The sequence below is a fragment of the Pseudomonas sp. Sample_16 genome (assembly GCF_004307665.1).
Lineage (GTDB): Bacteria > Pseudomonadota > Gammaproteobacteria > Pseudomonadales > Pseudomonadaceae > Aquipseudomonas.
In genome coordinates, this window is the sequence record NZ_RCOB01000108.1 from 112,578 (window position 1) to 130,697 (window position 18,120).

Here is an 18,120-nt window from a genome sequence, read left to right on the forward strand (position 1 = left end):
GCGAGCAAGCTCGCTCGCCACAGGGTCTTTGTAGTTTTTGAGATTTTGGTAACACCGAATTGGCAGGCCGGACCAACCCCCGATCTGCAATAACTTGAATAGCCGCCGCCGCTACGGCAGGCTGGCACGATTAACGACCCAAACCGGGAGAGACACACACAATGGCACTTATCAGCATGCGCCAGATGTTGGACCACGCAGCCGAGTTCGGCTACGGCGTTCCAGCCTTCAACGTCAACAACCTTGAGCAGATGCGCGCCATCATGGAAGCCGCTGACAAGACTGACTCCCCGGTGATCGTCCAGGCCTCGGCCGGTGCTCGCAAATACGCCGGCGCGCCGTTCCTGCGTCACCTGATCCTGGCGGCCATCGAAGAATTCCCGCACATCCCGGTGTGCATGCACCAGGACCACGGCACCAGCCCTGACGTCTGCCAGCGTTCCATTCAGCTGGGCTTCAGCTCGGTCATGATGGACGGTTCCCTGGGCGAAGACGGCAAGACCCCGACCGACTACGACTACAACGTCCGCGTTACCCAGCAAACCGTAGCCATGGCTCACGCCTGCGGCGTATCGGTAGAAGGCGAGCTGGGCTGCCTGGGCTCGCTGGAAACCGGCATGGCGGGTGAAGAAGACGGTATCGGTGCCGAAGGCGTTCTGGACCACAGCCAGATGCTGACCGACCCGGAAGAAGCCGCTGATTTCGTCAAGCGTACCCAGGTCGATGCCCTGGCCATCGCCATCGGCACCAGCCACGGCGCCTACAAGTTCACCAAGCCGCCTACCGGCGACGTATTGGCGATCGACCGCATCAAAGAGATCCACAAGCGCATTCCAAACACTCACCTGGTGATGCACGGTTCGTCTTCGGTTCCGCAAGAGTGGCTGGCGATCATCAACCAGTACGGCGGCGACATCAAAGAAACCTACGGCGTACCGGTTGAAGAGATCGTCGAAGGCATCAAGCACGGCGTACGCAAGGTCAATATCGACACCGACCTGCGTCTGGCATCCACCGGCGCCATGCGTCGCCTGATGGCCACCAACCCGAGCGAGTTCGACCCGCGTAAATTCTTCGGTGCTACCGTGACCGCAATGCGCGACGTGTGCATCGCTCGCTACGAGGCCTTCGGCACCGCGGGCAACGCTTCGAAGATCAAGCCGATCTCTCTGGAAGCGATGTACCAGCGTTACCTCAAAGGTGAGTTGAACGCCAAGGTCAACTAAGCCTTCAGCGTTCGAGTCGCAAGAAAAACCCGCATGAACATGCGGGTTTTTTTATGGCTGCAATCTTTTGCTGTTTATTGGTCGTGATCGATATCCAGCTTGCTGAAAGTCACTTTCCCGCCTTCAGTGGTGTACCCGGTGTTGTCCTGCACATAAACCCCGGCCTTGAAGTACAGCGGTTTGTCGCGCCAGCTGGCGCTGATATTGGTGTCCCATTGGTAACCTGCGCCACTGACGCCCAGCGCGCCGCCGGGGCTCAGGTGGATGAGGTAGTTGAATTCACGATCAAGCTTGATGCCGGTGGCGAGGGTGATGACGCGACTCTCGGCGTCGTCGGGGTGCATTCTGACCTTGATGACGAGGTTGCCGGTTTCGCTGCTGGTCTTGTACTGGTACTCGAGTTTGACCATTGGTCTCTGGCTCTTGTACGCGTGAATCTGCCCGATGACGATTTTGCCGGAGCTCGGCACCTGGTGCACCGTCAGGGTGGCACGCAGCAGGTTGTCGGCATCCGGGTAATACCAATTGCGCAGCGTACCGTTGCTGTAGGTTTCGCGCAGCTCGGTGCGCGGGTAGATGGCGTTTTCGGTTTTGGAGCCGGTCACGGGCGACCAGAAGAACAGGGTGCCGGTGTCGGAGTGGAAGTATTGATCCTTGAAGCCGTCTACCAGTTTGGACGTTTCAACAGTGTACGGCGGGCTGCCGACGGGAACGCTGAGGTTCCAGGTTGCGAGGTCGATCATAAAAATGCTTCCACAGATTTAGCTGCACGGGCGTGCCAGAAGCTCTAGTACGCGCCTCGGAGGGCGATCTTTATAATCGTAGGTGAGATGTTTGTTAATGGTGGACTGACAGATGGATGACGTCAAAATCCTGTCAAAACGCCATCTTTCCCGGTTTTAGCCGCCTTCACGCACGACCGTTAGTCGGCGAATTAACCCTTTAGTTAGATGATGGCGTACTGACAGCTTCTGATTTAGTTGATCCCGGTCTAGAGTGAAGGCACAGTATTTGTCCGGTTTTCACAAAAAACCGGCCTGACGTCCAGAAAATAGAGAAGCAGCATGGAATGCGTGCACCCCCCGCCAGCTGAAGGCAACTCAACACTTTTAATCGTCGACGATTACCCTGAAAACCTGATCAGCATGCGCGCTTTGTTGCAGCGCCAGGACTGGCAGGTCATCACCGCTGCCTCAGGGTTCGAGGCTCTCGGCTTGCTGCTTGAGCATGATGTCGACCTGGTGCTGCTCGATGTGCAGATGCCGGGCATGGACGGGTTCGAAGTCGCGCGCCTGATGCGCGGCAGCCAACGGACACGGTTGACGCCGATCATTTTCCTGACCGCCAACGAACAGTCCCAGGACGCCGTAATCAAGGGTTATGCCAGTGGCGCCGTGGATTACCTGTTCAAACCGTTCGACCCGCAGATTCTCAAGCCCAAGGTCCAGGCGTTGCTGGAGCACCAGCGCAATCGCCGCGCCTTGCAGCGCCTGAGCCACGATCTGGAGGTCGCTCGCGCCTTCAATGCCTCGGTGCTGGACAACGCTGCCGAAGGCATTCTGGTGGTGAACGAGGACGGTCTGATCCGCTTCGCCAACCCGGCAATGTCGCGTCTGCTCAGTGCCACCGTGCAAGAGTTGCAAGGCAAGGAGTTTCTGGATTTCCTGCAAAAGCCACACATTCCTGTATGGGCCGACTCGGACTTGCTGGCCGGCTTCAAACGCGGTGAAACATTGCGCCTGCACGACGCATTGCTGCGGACCGCGCCGGGGCAGCAGGTGCCAGTGGCATTGTCCTGCGCACCCTTGCCTGCCGAGCAGCGTGCGATGGTGGTCACCGTGCTGGACATGTCTGTGGTGCGCCACCTGCACCAGCAACTGGAATACCAGGCGGTGACCGATCCGCTAACGGGATTGCTCAACCGCCGGGGTTTTTACCAGACCGTGGAAAACCTCCTGTTGCGTGGCGAGCGACCCGACAGTGCCTGGGTCCTGATGTACCTCGATCTCGACGGATTCAAACGCGTCAATGACTCCCTCGGCCACGATGCCGGTGATCGGGTGTTGCGCTGGGTATCCGAGCAGTTGAAGGCCTGCTTGCGCTCCTTTGACATTCTGGCGCGCATGGGCGGCGATGAATTCACGGCATTGCTCGATCTGGAGTTTCCCGAACAGGCGGCCAAGATCGCCGAAAAGCTGATTGAGCGCGTGTCGATCTGTCAGCAGATCGACGGTCTGGATATCGCTTTGGGCGTGAGCATCGGCATTGCCACGTTTCCCGATTGCGGTGCCAACCTGGACGGTTTGCTGCGAGCCTCGGACATCGCGATGTACGAGGCCAAGCGTGCCGGTCGTCAGCAGTATCGTTTTTACGATCATGAGATGAATGGCCGGGCGCGTTCGCGCTTGATGCTTGAAGAAAGCGTACGTGACGCTATCGAGAGTCGTGATTTCAACCTGGTCTATCAACCGCAGGTGGCCATCTGCGACGGGCGCATTCGCGGCTTTGAAGCACTCTTGCGCTGGCAGCATCCGAGTGTCGGGGACGTACCGCCGGGGCTGTTTCTGCCATTGCTGGAAGAGGCGCGGTTGATCAGCCGCCTGGGCAGCTGGATTTACCAACGCGGCGCCGAACAGCGCAAAGCCTGGGAAACCTTGTTTGCCGAAGATCTGATACTGGGTATCAGTTTGAGCAGAACGCAGTTCGCCATGCCCAACCTGGTGACTGAGTTGCGTCAGGTGTTGGAGCGGCACGGCTTGCAGCCGCGCCAGCTGGAAGTCGAAGTGACGGAAGAAGCCCTGACGCACAACCCGGAGGAAACCCGCAAACAGCTACGCTTGCTGCGTAATCTGGGGGTCAGGGTGGCGCTGGATGATTTCGGTTCTGGCCCTTGTTCGATGGCCCACTTACGTGACCTGGAACTGGACACGCTCAAGCTTGATCGCCATCTGATCGCTCGCCTGCCTGGGTCGGCGCGGGACGCGGTGCTGGTGCGCAACGTGATCGGCTTGTGCAAACAGTACGGCATGCTGGTGATCGCCGAGGGGGTTGAAACCGTTGCCCAGTTCCAATGGCTGCAAGCCAATGGCTGCGAGTATGTGCAGGGCTTTCTGGTGGCGCGTCCGATGATGGCAGAAGACACTGGCCACTTTGCGCAACCGTTCGACTGGAGCGCGTTGCTCATTTGAATTCGCTACACTGGCGACCTGTTCACGATCTGTGTTGCCGCTGCGATGACTGCTTTGAAATACCTCCAGGCGTATCCCGCTTCCTTGCAGGACCAGGTGCGCCAACTGATCGCCGACGGTCGCCTGGGCGAGTACCTGAGCAAACGTTATCCGGACACGCACGGTGTGCAGAGCGACAAGGCGCTTTACACCTACGCACTGGATCTCAAGCAGCAATACCTGCGCAACGCTCCGGCCATCGACAAGGTGTTGTTCGACAATCGGCTGGACCTGACGCATCGTGCCCTCGGACTGCACACTACGATCTCCCGGGTGCAAGGCGGCAAGCTCAAGGCGAAGAAGGAAATCCGCATCGCCTCGCTATTCAAGGAAGCGCCTTCGGAGTTTCTGAAAATGATCGTGGTTCACGAGTTGGCGCATTTCAAAGAGTCCGATCACAACAAGGCGTTCTACAAGTTGTGCGAACACATGCTACCGGGGTATCACCAGGTGGAGTTCGATGTGCGGGTGTACCTGACGTGGCGCGACATGCAATGAAAGATCTACAAAAAGGAGCAAGCGTGACGGACGTTAGCAAGACCAAGAGCAGCTTCTACCGCCGCTTGTACGTGGCGTACCTGATCGACAGCGGCCTGGCCAGCAGTGTTCCGGCGCTGACCGATATCACCGGTATGCCCCGACGCACCGCGCAGGACACCATCGCAGCGCTGGCGGACCTGGATATCGTTTGCGAATTCGAGCAGGAAGAAGGCGCACGCAATCATGCCGGCCGTTACCGGATTCGCGATTGGGGCGCGATTGATCGGGGGTGGATCGAGCGAAATTTGCGGCAGATAAAAAACGTATTGGAGTATCCCTGAGATTTTCGCTGCAGTGCTGACGCTATCGCGGGCAAGCCCGCTCGCACAGGTTCCGAGGCGGACTGCAAATTTGCGATGCACCGGCAATCACTGTGGGAGCTGGCTGGCCAGCGATAGGGCTCTCAGGAGCGACGCATGCCGATATGTGGAATGCCATCCTCGACATACTCCTCTCCTGCCACCACAAATCCGTACCGCCCGTAATACCCCTGCAAATGCGCCTGCGCCGAGAGATACACCGGCATATCCGGCCAGCGTTTTTGCGTCTGTTTCAATGCCTGAGCCATCAGCTCATGGCCGAGCCCGGTGCCGCGAGCCTGGGGCGCAATGATCACGCGTCCGATCACCACGTCGCCGCCCTGTAGTTCAGGATCGAGCAAGCGCAGGTACGCCACCAGTCGATCCCCGTCCCACGCCATCACATGGCAGGTATCACCTTCCAGATCCTGGCCATCGATATCTTGATAAATGCACTTCTGTTCAACGACGAATACTTCGCTGCGCAACTGCAAAATGGCGTACAGCTGTTCTTTGCCCAGATCGCTATGGTGTTTGCAGACCCAATCGATTGTCATGTTCTGATTCCCTGAAAACGTCTCCTCCGATACTAAGCGTCCAGACGATGGATGTCTTTATGGCGGAGAAATCTGTGACAACGACCAAAATGCCATCATTCATTTTTCGCGGGGTTGTCTTCTTTGTGTAATCTGGGATCAAGCGATGCGCAGTGGCTTCAATGAGCTACCGTTTTAGTGCCTGTTGGTGCGGGTACCGGGTCTTGGGTTTTGGCTGAAAACACGTCGGGTAGCCGCCCGCTAAGGATTTTCTAGCATGCCGCGATTGCATCGAGCCTTTGCTTTGATCGGATTGCTGTTGCTGACGCAAAGTGCGGCAGCAGAGAAGCTGCGGCTGGTGGCTGATGCGTGGCCGCCGTTTACCGACGCAACATTGGTCAACGGCGGGTTGGCCACCGACATTGTCAGCACCGCACTGGCGCGGGCCGGTTATGCCAGTGAATTCGAGCAGGTGCCTTGGGCGCGCGCATTGCTGGGCGTGAGCGAGGGCCGATACGATGTGCTGGTCAATGCCTGGTATACCGATGAGCGGACGAAACTGGGCAAGTTTTCCGGTGAGTATCTGGTCAATCGCATCCGTTTTCTCAAGCGCAAAGATGCGCCCATCGAATACAGCAATCTGCAGCAACTGCACAGCTATCCGATAGCCGTGGTGCGAGGTTATGCCTATTCACCAGCGTTCGACGAAGACCAGTCCCTGCAAAAGATCCCGGTGCACAGTTTCGCGATGGCCGTGCGAATGGTTGCCGCCGACAGGGTCAAACTGACCCTGGAAGACGAATACGTCGCGCGGTACTACTTGGCTCGTGAGCCCGTCAAAGTGCGCAACGCCGTGGAGTTTCTGCCCAAGCCACTGAGCGAGAATGGCCTGCACATCCTGGTCAGCCTGAAGAATCCACGCAATGAACAGATCGTCGCAGGCTTCGATCGGGCGATTGCGGCGATGAAGGCGGACGGGAGTTACGAGCGATTGCTCAGGCAGCACGGGATGTAGGTGGGGCTGGCGGCCTGATCGCTGGCAAGCCAGCTCCCACAGTGTTTGATGGTTTACACAGATCAGTGCCTGACTCAATTCCCTGTGGGAGCTGGCTTGCCAGCGATCAGGCCCGACTAGCCACCGCAAATCTCAGTCTTCGCTCGTATCCTTGATCAAATGCGCCGCCAACGTACGCAGCGGCCCCAGTTGCCGGCAGATCAATGCCAGTTGCGTCTGCACCAGCCGTTGGCCTTCATCGATTTCATCGGGCATCTGTTCGAGTTCATTGGCCAGCGCCTCTTCCTCATCGCTCTGAATCGCAATGGCGGATTTGCTCGCCAGGCCCTGGGCGATTTCGTCGATGCTGGCAGCCAGTTTCACACCGGCGCCTTCGATCAGTTGTTCGCGCACATCCGCCGGTAACTGGGTTTCACGGTGCGCACCCAGACCAGACAGATAACTGAGCAAAGTGTGCGACAACACCAGAAAACGGAAACCCACATCCGCTTCCTTACGAAAATGCCCAGGCTCCATCAGCATGTTGGCCAGGGTGGTCGACAGCGCTGCGTCTGCGTTGTGCGCGTTGCGCCGGGCCAGGCGATAAGCCAGGTCGTCGCTTTTGCCGGCGGCGTATTGCTGCATGATCTGGCGCAGGTAAATGCTGTTGCAGGTCAGGGTGTTGGCCAGCACTTTGTTCAGGCGTCGACCCTGCCAGTCTGGCAGGAACAGGAACACCGCCAGCCCGGCGATCAGGCTGCCGAGCAAGGTATCGAACAGTCGTGGCAGGAACAGTCCGTATCCATCGCCTACCTGGTTGAAGCAGAACAGAATCATCAAGGTGATCGCCGCTGTCGCCAGGGTGTAGCGGGTGGTGCGGTTGGTAAAGAACACGATCCCGGCGGCGATGGCGAAACAGGACTGGATCAGCGGGTTGGGGAACAGGTCGAACAGCGCCCAGGCCAGGGTCAAGCCGATGGCGGTGCCGATGATCCGCTGACCGAGCTTGCGGCGAGTGGCGCCGTAGTTCGGTTGGCAGACAAACAGGGTTGTCAGGATGATCCAGTAACCCTGGGACGGGTGGATCAAATGCACCATCGCGTAGCCGATGCTCAAGGCCAGGGGCAAGCGCAGGGCATGGCGAAACAGCAGCGACGTCGGCGTCAGCTGTGTGCGCAAACGGGTCCAGACATCCTTGAAGCTGCGCGGCGAGCGGTCGAGCAGGCTGCTGTCCGTGGCGTCCGCCAGCGCGTCGGGGTTACTGGCGTCGCTCAACAAACGGTCGAGGGTGCCAAGGTTCGCGGCCAACGCTCGCAATGAGCGCAGCAACCCGCGCCAGGCCGGGTTGCTCTGGATGCGCAAATGTTCGAGAGAGGCGTGCAGGTCGCTCAGGGCTTCGGCGAAACTGGCGTCATAGATGAACGGCTGGCGCATCTGGATCGATTCGGCCAATGCCCGACAGGCCTTGCCTTGCTGACGCAGCAGGCGCTGACAGCGAAACAGTACGTCACTGTGGAAAAACGCATCGGCCAGGGCGTTGTAAGGGTAGTGCGAAGAACTGGCGCGTTCGTGGATGTCCTGGGCGAGGAAGTACAGCTTCAGGTAACGGCTGACTTTCGAGCCCGGCCGACCGTTGCCGACCCGGTGCAGGATGATTTCCTTGGCGGCGTTGAGTGCGGCGACCACGCGACCGTTCTGTTGCGCCAGTTCCAGGCGACGGGCTTCCACGTCCATCTGCCGGATCGGCTCGAACAGCGAGGATTTCAGCTTCAGGTAGAAGCCCAGTTCGCGGAACAACCGTGCCAGGCTCTGCTGTACTGGCTGGTTGGAAAACAACGCCTGCCACAACACCGACAGCACGCCGTACCAGGCCGCACCGGCCACCAACAGCAGTGGCTCGTGCCAGAAATCGGTGACCGCGCCACCGCGCTGATCCACGCCGATCATGGTGTAGACCGACAGGATCAGCGTCGCCGAGGCAATCGCGCCATAGCGTTCGCCCAGCGCGCCGAGCATGGTCAGGCAGAACGCGGCGAGCGCAAAGGCGATGATGAAGAGGTAGGGGTAGGGGAAGAGCAGTTCGACGGACAGCGCGGCAACGGCGAAACATACCAGCGTCACCGCCAAGGCGTTGAGACGGCCCTGCCAACTGTCATCGGTTTCAGCCAGGGCGCTGGCGATAATCCCGAGGAACAACGGGATCAGCAGCCCCATTTCATCCTGATACCAACACAGCGCCATGGTACCGGTCAGGGCGATGAACACCCGCACGCTGTAACTGAATTTATCCAGCGCCCAAAGGCGACGCAGAGACTGACGGAATGAAGTCGATGACATGAAATGCGAAGGCCTTCCGAGGCAATGACGCTAAATTGAGCCACTAATGACGCCGACGCAATGGCGCCGATCACATTGGGCAGCAAAATTTGTTCCTTTGAGATCCTCCGCCGAGCGCATTCTTTAAAGTCAACAAAGAACCCTGTGGGAGCTGGCTTGCCAGCGATAGTGGACTGACAGTCAATAAAGATGTCGGATGTACTGGCCTCATCGCTGGCAAGCCAGCTCCCACAGGGATGGTGCTTCACATTTGAAAGACGGTCGTCAGACGTACTGTGCGGCCGCGTAGCCGGAAGCCCACGCCCACTGGAAGTTGAAGCCGCCCAGATGCCCGGTCACGTCCAGCACTTCGCCAATGAAATACAGGCCCGGGCTTTTCAGCGATTCCATGGTCTTGGACGACACTTCGTTGGTATTCACGCCACCGAGCGTCACTTCGGCGGTGCGATAGCCTTCGGTGCCGGCAGGTACGACTTTCCAGCTCGCCAGTTTTTCGGCGATGGCGGCGATTTCTGAGTGGGTGTACTGCTTCATCGGTTTGGAGACGAACCAGTTGTCCGCCAACAGGTTGGCCATCTTCTTGGTGAAGATTTCCCCGAGCAGGGTTTTCAGCTCGCTGTTGGGACGTTCGGCCTGTTGCTGTTGCAACCAGTGCGCTGCGTCATGGTCGGGCATCAGGTTGATCTCGACCGTATCGCCGGATTCCCAGAACGAAGAAATCTGCAAAATCGCCGGACCACTGAGGCCGCGGTGAGTGAACAGAATGTTCTCGCGAAAGCTTTGGTCGTTGCAGCTCACCAGGCAATCCACCGAGGTACCGGACAGTTCGCTGCACAGTTCCTTTAGTTGATCAGTGATGGTGAACGGGACCAGGCCGGCGCGGGTGGGCAGCAGTTCGTGGCCGAATTGCCTGGCCACCTGGTAGCCGAAACCGGTGGCGCCCAGGGTTGGGATCGACAGGCCGCCCGTGGCGATCACCAGCGATTCGCACGTCACCTGACCGAGGGTGGTATCGAGCAAATAGCCCTTCTCGAGTTTCTCGATGCTCTGGATCGACGTGTCCAGGTGCAGGCTGACACCAACCTGATCGCACTCGTCGAGCAGCATTTGCAGGATGTCGCTGGACTTGTTGTCGCAGAACAACTGACCGAGTTTTTTCTCGTGATACGGCACGCCGTGCTTGGCAACCATGCCGATGAAATCCCATTGGGTATAGCGGGCGAGCGCCGATTTGCAGAAATGCGCGTTCTGCGACAGGAAATTGCTCGGCTCGGTGTACATGTTGGTGAAATTGCAGCGGCCACCGCCCGACATCAGGATTTTCTTGCCGGCCTTGTTGGCATGGTCAAGCAACAACACCTTGCGCCCGCGCCCGGCGGCGGTCAGCGCACACATCAACCCTGCGGCGCCAGCGCCAATGATCACGACTTCGGTAGAGCGCAAAACGGTGTCCTCAACTGTTCTCGATCATTCCCACGCTCTGCGTGGGAATGCCGCCATGGACGCTCTGCGTCCGCCGTCATGTGACGCGCAGCGTCACGGGATGCATTCCCACGCGGAGCGTGGGAATGATCAGGGTCACAGGATACGCACGCGCAGCGAGCGGCCTTTGATCTTGCCGTCGTTAAGGCGCTGCAAGGCCTGCTTGGCGATCCCGCGTTCCACGGCCACGTAAGCCTGGAAGTCAAAAATCGCGATCTTGCCGACCTGGGCACCCGGGATGCCGGCATCACCGGTCAGTGCGCCGAGAATGTCGCCTGGCCGAACCTTGTCTTTGCGGCCAGCACCGATGCACAGGGTGCTCATCTGCGGCAGCAGTGGGCCGCCGCCCTGATTGGTCAGGTTGTCCACCTGATCCCAGGTCAGCGGCGATTTCTGCAACTGTTCGATCGCTTGCGCACGCTGGGCTTCGGACGGCGCCACCAGGCTGATGGCGATGCCTTTCTCACCGGCACGACCGGTACGGCCGACGCGGTGGATGTGGATTTCCGAATCGCGGGCCAGCTCGACGTTGATCACCATGTCCAGGGAATCGATATCAAGGCCGCGGGCTGCGACATCGGTGGCCACCAGTACCGAGGTGCTGCGGTTGGCGAACATGGCCAGCACCTGATCGCGGTCACGCTGTTCCAGGTCGCCGTGCAGCCCGACCGCGGAAATGCCTTTGGCCGTCAGGTGGTCGACGGTTTCCTGGACCTGCTGTTTGGTGAAGCAGAACGCGACGCAGGACGCCGGGCGGAAGTGGCCGAGGACCTTGGTCACGGCGCTCATGCGCTCTTCCGGAGAGATTTCGTAGAAGCGCTGCTCGATCTGCGTGTCGTCGTGGAACGCCTCGGCTTTCACTTGCTGCGGGTTGCGCATGAACTTCGAGGCCAGTTGCTTGATGCCCACCGGGTACGTGGCGGAGAACAGCAGGGTCTGGCGGCGCTCCGGGGCTTGCATGATGATTTCTTCGATGGAGTCGTAGAAACCCATGTCGAGCATGCGGTCGGCTTCGTCGAGAATCAGCGTGTTCAGGCCGTGCAGGACTAGCGAACCCTTGCGCAGGTGCTGCTGGATGCGCCCCGGCGTGCCGACGATGATGTGCGCGCCGTGTTCCAGCGAAGCGATCTGCGGGCCGAGGGACACGCCGCCGCACAGGGTCAGGACCTTGATGTTGTCTTCGGCACGGGCCAGGCGACGGATTTCCTTGGCGACCTGGTCGGCCAGCTCGCGGGTCGGGCACAGGATCAGTGCCTGGCAGCCGAAGTAGCGCGGATTGATCGGGTTCAGCAGGCCGATGCCAAAGGCTGCGGTTTTGCCGCTGCCGGTCTTGGCCTGGGCGATCAGGTCCATTCCCTTGAGGATCACCGGCAAGCTTTGCGCCTGGATCGGCGTCATCTGGGCATAACCGAGGGAGTCGAGGTTAGCCAGCATGGCGGCGGACAGCGGCAAAGTATTAAATTCGGTGGCGATGGTGGTCACGGGACTGGCCTGCAAAACAAAATGTCGCGCAGTGTACCAGTCCGATGGCCTTTAGCCCTAAGGCTCGATGTGTTCTTCCGGACGTTTGACTCGCCGTCCGTCTTCTCTCGAGAGTTGGGAGAAGATCGTAGCCGCCAGCATGGCCATGATTCCCACCGTCACGAATGTGAGCTGGAACGCGCCCAGAACCGTGTCCACGCCGTCTTTTCCGATTTGCGCGCTAAACCCGCCGAGCAACGCACCGGCACAGGCCACGCCCAGGCTCAGGGACAATTGCGCGACCACCGATAGCAGACTGTTGCCGCTGCTGGCGCTGGCGTCGTCGAGGTCGATCAACGTCACGGTGTTCATCGCCGTGAACTGCAAAGAGTTGATCGCGCCAAGGATCGCCAGCAGGCACAGCAGCAGCCAATAAGGCGTCTGTTCGCTGACCAGGCCCATGCTCGCCAACATGATGCCCAGTGCCAGGGTGTTGCCGGTCAGCACGATGCGGTAGCCCAGACGTTCAATCAGCGGCCGCGCCACCCACTTGGCGATCATTGCCGCCGCTGCCAGCGGCAGCATGCTCATCCCGGCCTGGGACGGCGAATACCCCAACGCCACTTGCAGCAGCAAAGGCACCAGGAACGGCAGCGCGCCACTACCCAGGCGAGCGAACAGGTTGCCGAGGATACCGACGGCAAAGGTCCGGGTCTTGAACAGCGATGGCGCAAACAGTGGATTCTCGATATGCCCGGCGCGCAGCCAATACGCCGCCAGGCACGCCATGCCGGCGAACAACAGCAACATCACCCGCAGGTGCGGCAGGTGCAGTTCGCCCAGGCCTTCCATGGCGATGGTGATCAGGATCATCGCCGCACCGAACAGCAAGAACCCCAGGCTATCGAAGCGCGTACGCTCGGAGCCGCGCAGGTCAGGGATGAATTTCCACACGGCGTAGCAACCAATCAGGCCCACCGGCAGGTTGATCAGGAAGATCCAGTGCCAGGTCAAAAACTGCACCATCCAGCCGCCCATGGTCGGGCCGATCAGCGGGCCGAGCAGGCCGGGAATGGTGATGAAGCCCATGATCCGCACCAGTTCCGAACGCGGGTAAGCGCGCAGCACCACCAGCCGCCCGACCGGCAGCATCAGAGCGCCGCCCAGGCCCTGGATGATCCGGGCGCCGATCAACTGGGTCAGGCTGGTCGACAATGCGCAGAGCAGCGAGCCGAGGCTGAACAGCAGAATCGCGCTGAAGAAGATTTTCCGGGTGCCGAAGCGGTCGGCGATCCAGCCCGAGGCGGGGATGAGCAATGCGACGGTGAGCATGTAGGCAATGATCACGCCTTGCATGCGCAGCGGATCTTCCGCCAGGTCCCGGGCCATGGCTGGCAGGGCGGTGTTGAGGATCGTCCCGTCGAGGGACTGCATGAAAAACGCGATGGCGACGACCCAAGGCACCCAGCGGGCGGTGACAGGATCGAGAGGCGGGCGGTTGGGCATGGGACCTCTGGTTGTCGGTAATGATCGTTCCCACGCTCTGCGTGGGAATGCCTCTTGTGACGCTCTGCGTCACGCTTTGGGACGCGGAGCGTCACGGCCTGCATTCCCACGCAGAGCGTGGGAACGAGCAGGTTCAGAGGGTCAAGGTCAACCGGCTGACAAGCGCCCCCGGCAACAACGCCGAGGCCGTCGCGCGTTGGCTGTAGGTACTGGCCGACAACAGCAACTCGCGCTCCCGGGTCAGCGCTTCCAGCTGCGAACCGAGCAGGCTGAAAGCGCTGTCATCGAAACGCATGGTGCTGACCGGCGCCTGTATCTCGCCGTTCTCCACCCAGAAGGTCGCGAAGCGGGTCATGCCGGTCAGGCGTGCCGCCGGTTGATCCGAGAAGTTCAGATACCACAGGTTGCTGATGTACAAACCGGTACCGAGCTGCCTGAGGACGTCTGCTTCGGGTAAATCACCGGCCTTCAAATCCAACGCACTCGGCGATTCGCCGCCGCTGGCGCCGTTGGCGGTCAAGCCGTATTCGGCGGCGCTGCGTGAACCGACCAGTTGTGCGCCGGCCTGGCCCTCGACGATCAATTTGAGATCGCTGCGCGGATAACCTTCATCCGAGAACGCCGGGCTCAGCGAACCGCTGACCTTTTCCTCCAGCGAGACCAGCGGGCTGAAGTGTTGATCGCCGCCATAGAGCTTCTGCAATGGGCTGCTTTTGCTGGCAATCGACTGCGCGGAAAAACCGCCCCAGCACAGCATGCCCATGATTTCTTCCAGCGCGGCGGGGGCGAGATAAGCGCGGTACTGACCGGGCGCCAATGTGCGCAGCGGTCGCCCGAGAAACTCAAGTTGTTCGCGAGCCAGCTGAAAACGCTTGGCAAAACCTTCGCTGCTCCAGTGATGCCCGGCATAGCTGGCCTTCACTGCCTGGCCGTTTTCATGGAACAGGCTGAAATCGAAGTTGAAGCTGTTGGCCTGATGCCAGCCGAACGCGCCAGCGGAACTGGCAAAGCCTCGGCTGATCGGCCCGGCGGCATAGAAACCGACCAGATCCAGGCCTTCAGCGGCTTGGGTGATTTCGGCGACCACCTGCTCGGTGTCCGGCAACGGTTGTTCCTGCACGTTCTTGCTTTGCCAGCCGTTGTAGTTGAGCAGCAGGTACGGATCCTTGGGCAGCAGCGGTAAGGTTTCACGCAGCTGTTGCAGGCCTTCGGTCAGACGCTGAAGGTCGACTGCCGGATCGTCCGCCAGGGTGATTTGCAGGTCGGCGTGACGGCCATCGTTGATCAGCTTCAAACCGATGCTCGCCTGCTGCACTTGCCCGGCCTGCCGCACCTTGGCGTGGTTGAAACGCACAAAGGCCGATGACTCGGCGGCGTAGCTGAGGGTGAACTGTTCCGGTTCGCGCAGGGCTGCGCGCAATCCGGCGACCAGGGCCTTGAATGATTCGACCTGAGATTTCGCAGTGCTCATCAGGCGTCCCCCCCAAATACATCAACGTTGCTGAATACGCAGGCCGGCGAAGCGTGACCGACGCGGATCACCTGATTCGGTTCACCCTTGCCGCAATTCGGCGTGCCGAGGACCTTGACAGTGTTGGCATCGCCGACGGCGCTGAGGCTCTTCCAGAACTGCGCGGAGATCGCCCGGTAATTGGGATTCTTCACCACGCCTTTGAGTTCGCCGTTTTCAATCAATTGGCCCCATTCGCAGCCGAACTGGAATTTGTTGCGCGCATCGTCGATGGACCATGAGCGGTTGGTGCTCATCAGAATGCCGTGCTCGATGCCGCCGATCAGTTGCTCCAGCGGCTGATCGCCCGGTTCGATGTTGAGGTTGGCCATGCGATCGATCGGCGGACGGTTCCAGCCGCAGGCGCGGCTGTTGGCGACGCCGTCCATGCCGGCGCGAAATTGCGACAGCGCGCCGCCCAATGGGCGCAGCAACCGGCCTTCGCGGATCAGGAATTGTTTGCTGGCCGGCGTGCCGTCGTCGTCATGGCCGTAGCTGGCGAGCTGCTCGGGGATGTCCGGGTCGAAGGTCACGTTGAGTAACTTCGAGCCGTACTGCAGGTGACCGAAGTCTTCAGCCTTGACGAAACTGGTGCCGGCGTAATTGCGTTCGTCGCCGAGGATACGGTCCAGTTCCAGCGGGTGGCCGATGGATTCGTGGATCTGCAACATCATCTGGTCGGGCATCAGCAGCAGGTCGCGCGGACCTTGCGGTGTGTTCGGCGCCAGCAGCAACTGCAGGGCTTGATCGGCAACTTTTACCCCCGCGCCAATCAGTCCGCAGCGGCTGATGACATCAAAGCCACCCTGTTGGCCGAAGTTTTCCCGGCCGAGCGTTCGGGTCTGGCTGTCGTTGCCGTCGTAGGCGGTGACATCAAGACCGGGGTAGACGAAGCGCTGGGCCTGACGCAGTTCGGCGCCGGCACTGTTGAGGTAAATCTGCTCGACATTGGTGATGCCGATGCTCACCTGCCAGTTCACCAGGCGATCGTCCTTGGGCACGGAAGCGGATTCGGCGCTGAGCAATGCGTAGCAGTCACTCAGGGACGGGAAGGGCTGGTCGAGGTTCGGTGAAAAGTAATCGGCTCGGTCGCTGGAAACGCCTTGTTCGCGCAGGTCCAGCAAGGCATGAGGCTTGAGCCGGCGAGCCTGCTGTTCGGCGCGTTCGAGCGCGGCTTGCAGGCCTTGTTGCGATAGGTCATTGGTCGCGGCGTAGGCTTCGACGCCATTGACCCGGGCAGTCAGCATCGCCCCTTCGTCACGGCTCAGGCTCGGTGGCTCGGCGACGTTCTTGCGTACCGACAGGTACTGGCCGGACTCGCGCACGTAACGCAGGGAAAAGAATTCAGCGCCCGTGCGCAACGCAGCAAAACGCTGCATGAGCTGGGGTTGGAAATCGAACATTCGGGAACCTCCTTGGTATGGAGTGACGGCGAAGCGGTGTTGCGAGGGGGAGGAGCGAAACGATTGCGTGGCGCTAGAGTAGGCCTGTGCGGGGGGTGGGATCAAGGAGGGAGCAGATTGATGATCGTTCCCTAGCTCTGCGTGGAAACGCCTCTTGTGACGCTCCGCGTCACGCTTTGGGACGCGGAGCGTCCCGGGCTGCGTTCCCACGCAGAGCGTGGGAACGATCAGGGTGCGGTGGAGCGTCTTAAGCGGTCTGGGTAACTTCACGCATTGGCTTGCCCTTCACCGGTGCGCCACCCGCCACGTAGTAAGTGGCAGTGCTGCGTGGCAACGGCTTGCGGCCACGGATCTTGTCGGCGATTTTCTCGGCCATCATGATCGTCGGCGCGTTGAGGTTGCCGGTGGTGATGATCGGCATGATCGAGGCATCGACCACGCGCAGGCCTTGCAGGCCATGTACACGACCTTCGCCATCGACCACGGCCATCTCGTCGGTGCCCATCTTGCACGAGCAGGACGGGTGGAACGCGGTTTCGGCGTGTTCGCGGATGAACTTGTCCAGTTGCTCGTCGGTTTGCACCTCGATGCCCGGGCTGATTTCGCGACCGCGGAAGGCGTCCAGTGCAGGTTGCTGCATGATTTCACGGGTCAGGCGGATGCCGTCGCGGAATTCCTGCCAGTCCTGCTCGGTGGCCATGTAGTTGAACAGGATGCTCGGGTGCTGGCGCGGGTCCTTGGATTTGGCCTGGATGCGCCCGCGGCTCGGCGAACGCATGGAGCCCATGTGCGCCTGGAAACCGTGCTCTTTCACACCGTTGCTGCCGTTGTAGTTAATCGCCACCGGCAGGAAGTGGTACTGGATGTTCGGCCATTCGAATTCCGGACGGGTACGGATGAAACCGCCGGCTTCGAACTGGTTGCTGGCGCCGATACCGGTGCCGTTGAACAACCACTCGGCACCGATCGCCGGCTGGTTGTACCAGAGCAACGACGGGTACAGCGAGACCGGTTGGGTGCAGGCGTATTGCAGGTACAGCTCAAGGTGGTCCTGCAGGTTTTCACCGACGCCCGGCAGGTCGTGGACCACCGGAATGTCGAGCTTGTTCAGCAACTCGGCCGGGCCGACGCCGGAACGCTGCAGAATCTGCGGCGAAGCGATGGCGCCGGAGCACAGCAGCACTTCCTTGCGTGCTTTGACTTCAACGCGTTCTTCGGCGTCGCCGACCAGGTAACGCACGCCGACCGCACGCTTGCCTTCGAACAGGATCTTGTCGGTCAGGGCGTGGGTAACGATGGTCAGGGTCGAACGCTTTTTGGCCACGTCCAGGTAACCGCGAGCGGTGGAGGCACGACGGCCTTTCGGCGTTACGGTGCGGTCCATCGGACCGAAGCCTTCCTGCTGATAACCGTTCAAGTCTTCGGTGCGCGGGTAACCGGCCTGCACGCCGGCTTCGACCATGGCGTGGAACAGCGGGTTGTTGCCGGCTTTTGGCGTGGTCACGCTGACCGGACCGTCGCCACCGTGGTAGTCGTTCGGGCCAATGTCGCGGGTTTCCGCTTTACGGAAATAGGGCAGGCAGTCCAGGTACGACCAGT

Annotated in this window: 14 protein-coding genes; 5 read left to right on the top strand and 9 right to left on the bottom strand. The window is 60.3% G+C overall.

What is annotated here, in order from left to right; translation table 11 throughout:
- The first annotated feature begins 161 nt into the window (after nt 1–161).
- The gene (fba, locus tag D8U69_RS15880; RefSeq protein ID WP_008081027.1) at nt 162–1,226 is read left to right on the top strand and encodes a class II fructose-bisphosphate aldolase; all 1,065 of its coding nucleotides are present in this window, start codon (nt 162–164) and stop codon (nt 1,224–1,226) included.
- 74 nt (nt 1,227–1,300) lie between these two features.
- On the opposite strand, the gene D8U69_RS15885 is transcribed toward fba, so the two are convergent.
- Nucleotides 1,301–1,969 (bottom strand): polysaccharide lyase family 7 protein, encoded by a 669-nt coding sequence (locus D8U69_RS15885; RefSeq protein WP_056853921.1) that lies wholly within the window; start codon nt 1,967–1,969, stop codon nt 1,301–1,303.
- A 321-nt stretch (nt 1,970–2,290) separates the two neighbouring features.
- Between D8U69_RS15885 and D8U69_RS15890 the strand changes: the two genes are divergently transcribed.
- The 3 genes from D8U69_RS15890 to D8U69_RS15900 are packed head-to-tail and all read left to right on the top strand — an operon-like array spanning nt 2,291 to nt 5,274.
- Complete coding sequence (locus tag D8U69_RS15890; protein WP_130907689.1) at nt 2,291–4,414, top strand: EAL domain-containing protein; 2,124 nt, start codon at nt 2,291–2,293, stop codon at nt 4,412–4,414.
- Between the two features lie 45 nt (nt 4,415–4,459).
- Nucleotides 4,460–4,951, top strand: a complete 492-nt coding sequence (locus D8U69_RS15895; protein ID WP_056853919.1) for a M48 family metallopeptidase — start codon at nt 4,460–4,462, stop codon at nt 4,949–4,951.
- Nucleotides 4,948–5,274 carry a winged helix-turn-helix domain-containing protein gene (locus D8U69_RS15900; protein ID WP_056853918.1) on the top strand — a complete coding sequence of 109 codons (327 nt, stop codon included), beginning with the start codon at nt 4,948–4,950 and terminating at the stop codon, nt 5,272–5,274. The genes D8U69_RS15895 and D8U69_RS15900 overlap by 4 nt, the downstream gene beginning before the upstream one ends.
- 122 nt (nt 5,275–5,396) lie before the next feature.
- Here D8U69_RS15900 and D8U69_RS15905 read toward each other — a convergent pair whose 3' ends face one another.
- Nucleotides 5,397–5,849, bottom strand: coding sequence for a GNAT family N-acetyltransferase (locus tag D8U69_RS15905; RefSeq protein ID WP_130906015.1), 453 nt, complete (start codon nt 5,847–5,849; stop codon nt 5,397–5,399).
- Between the two features lie 256 nt (nt 5,850–6,105).
- On the opposite strand from D8U69_RS15905, the gene D8U69_RS15910 reads away from it, so the two are divergent.
- A complete protein-coding gene (locus tag D8U69_RS15910; RefSeq protein ID WP_056853916.1) occupies nt 6,106–6,843 on the top strand; it encodes a transporter substrate-binding domain-containing protein in 738 nt (245 codons plus the stop codon).
- Nucleotides 6,844–6,975: 132 nt separating this feature from the next.
- Here D8U69_RS15910 and yccS read toward each other — a convergent pair whose 3' ends face one another.
- From yccS to D8U69_RS15950, 7 genes are all read right to left on the bottom strand, one after another.
- Nucleotides 6,976–9,159 carry a YccS family putative transporter gene (gene yccS, locus D8U69_RS15915; protein ID WP_130907690.1) on the bottom strand — a complete coding sequence of 728 codons (2,184 nt, stop codon included), beginning with the start codon at nt 9,157–9,159 and terminating at the stop codon, nt 6,976–6,978.
- Nucleotides 9,160–9,423: 264 nt separating this feature from the next.
- Complete coding sequence (locus D8U69_RS15920; RefSeq protein ID WP_130907691.1) at nt 9,424–10,602, bottom strand: NAD(P)/FAD-dependent oxidoreductase; 1,179 nt, start codon at nt 10,600–10,602, stop codon at nt 9,424–9,426.
- A 135-nt stretch (nt 10,603–10,737) separates the two neighbouring features.
- A complete protein-coding gene (gene dbpA / locus D8U69_RS15925; RefSeq protein ID WP_056853913.1) occupies nt 10,738–12,123 on the bottom strand; it encodes an ATP-dependent RNA helicase DbpA in 1,386 nt (461 codons plus the stop codon).
- A 57-nt stretch (nt 12,124–12,180) separates the two neighbouring features.
- Nucleotides 12,181–13,608 carry a multidrug transporter subunit MdtD gene (gene mdtD, locus D8U69_RS15930; protein WP_056853912.1) on the bottom strand — a complete coding sequence of 476 codons (1,428 nt, stop codon included), beginning with the start codon at nt 13,606–13,608 and terminating at the stop codon, nt 12,181–12,183.
- 133 nt (nt 13,609–13,741) lie between these two features.
- Entirely contained in the window at nt 13,742–15,079 is a 1,338-nt protein-coding gene (locus tag D8U69_RS15940) for a TldD/PmbA family protein (protein WP_130907693.1), read from the bottom strand.
- Nucleotides 15,079–16,521 carry a TldD/PmbA family protein gene (locus D8U69_RS15945; RefSeq protein ID WP_056853910.1) on the bottom strand — a complete coding sequence of 481 codons (1,443 nt, stop codon included), beginning with the start codon at nt 16,519–16,521 and terminating at the stop codon, nt 15,079–15,081. The genes D8U69_RS15940 and D8U69_RS15945 overlap by 1 nt, the downstream gene beginning before the upstream one ends.
- Nucleotides 16,522–16,768: 247 nt before the next feature.
- A partial coding sequence (locus D8U69_RS15950) for a choline dehydrogenase (protein WP_130907698.1) occupies nt 16,769–18,120 on the bottom strand: 1,352 nt, incomplete at its 5' end.

Coding starts and splice junctions, on each gene's coding strand:
- fba (WP_008081027.1), top strand. CDS start 162: ATGGCACTTATCAGCATGCGCCAGATGTTGGACCACGCAGCCGAGTTC.
- D8U69_RS15885 (WP_056853921.1), bottom strand. CDS start 1,969: ATGATCGACCTCGCAACCTGGAACCTCAGCGTTCCCGTCGGCAGCCCG.
- D8U69_RS15890 (WP_130907689.1), top strand. CDS start 2,291: ATGGAATGCGTGCACCCCCCGCCAGCTGAAGGCAACTCAACACTTTTA.
- D8U69_RS15895 (WP_056853919.1), top strand. CDS start 4,460: ATGACTGCTTTGAAATACCTCCAGGCGTATCCCGCTTCCTTGCAGGAC.
- D8U69_RS15900 (WP_056853918.1), top strand. CDS start 4,948: ATGAAAGATCTACAAAAAGGAGCAAGCGTGACGGACGTTAGCAAGACC.
- D8U69_RS15905 (WP_130906015.1), bottom strand. CDS start 5,849: ATGACAATCGATTGGGTCTGCAAACACCATAGCGATCTGGGCAAAGAA.
- D8U69_RS15910 (WP_056853916.1), top strand. CDS start 6,106: ATGCCGCGATTGCATCGAGCCTTTGCTTTGATCGGATTGCTGTTGCTG.
- yccS (WP_130907690.1), bottom strand. CDS start 9,159: ATGTCATCGACTTCATTCCGTCAGTCTCTGCGTCGCCTTTGGGCGCTG.
- mdtD (WP_056853912.1), bottom strand. CDS start 13,608: ATGCCCAACCGCCCGCCTCTCGATCCTGTCACCGCCCGCTGGGTGCCT.
- D8U69_RS15940 (WP_130907693.1), bottom strand. CDS start 15,079: ATGAGCACTGCGAAATCTCAGGTCGAATCATTCAAGGCCCTGGTCGCC.
- D8U69_RS15945 (WP_056853910.1), bottom strand. CDS start 16,521: ATGTTCGATTTCCAACCCCAGCTCATGCAGCGTTTTGCTGCGTTGCGC.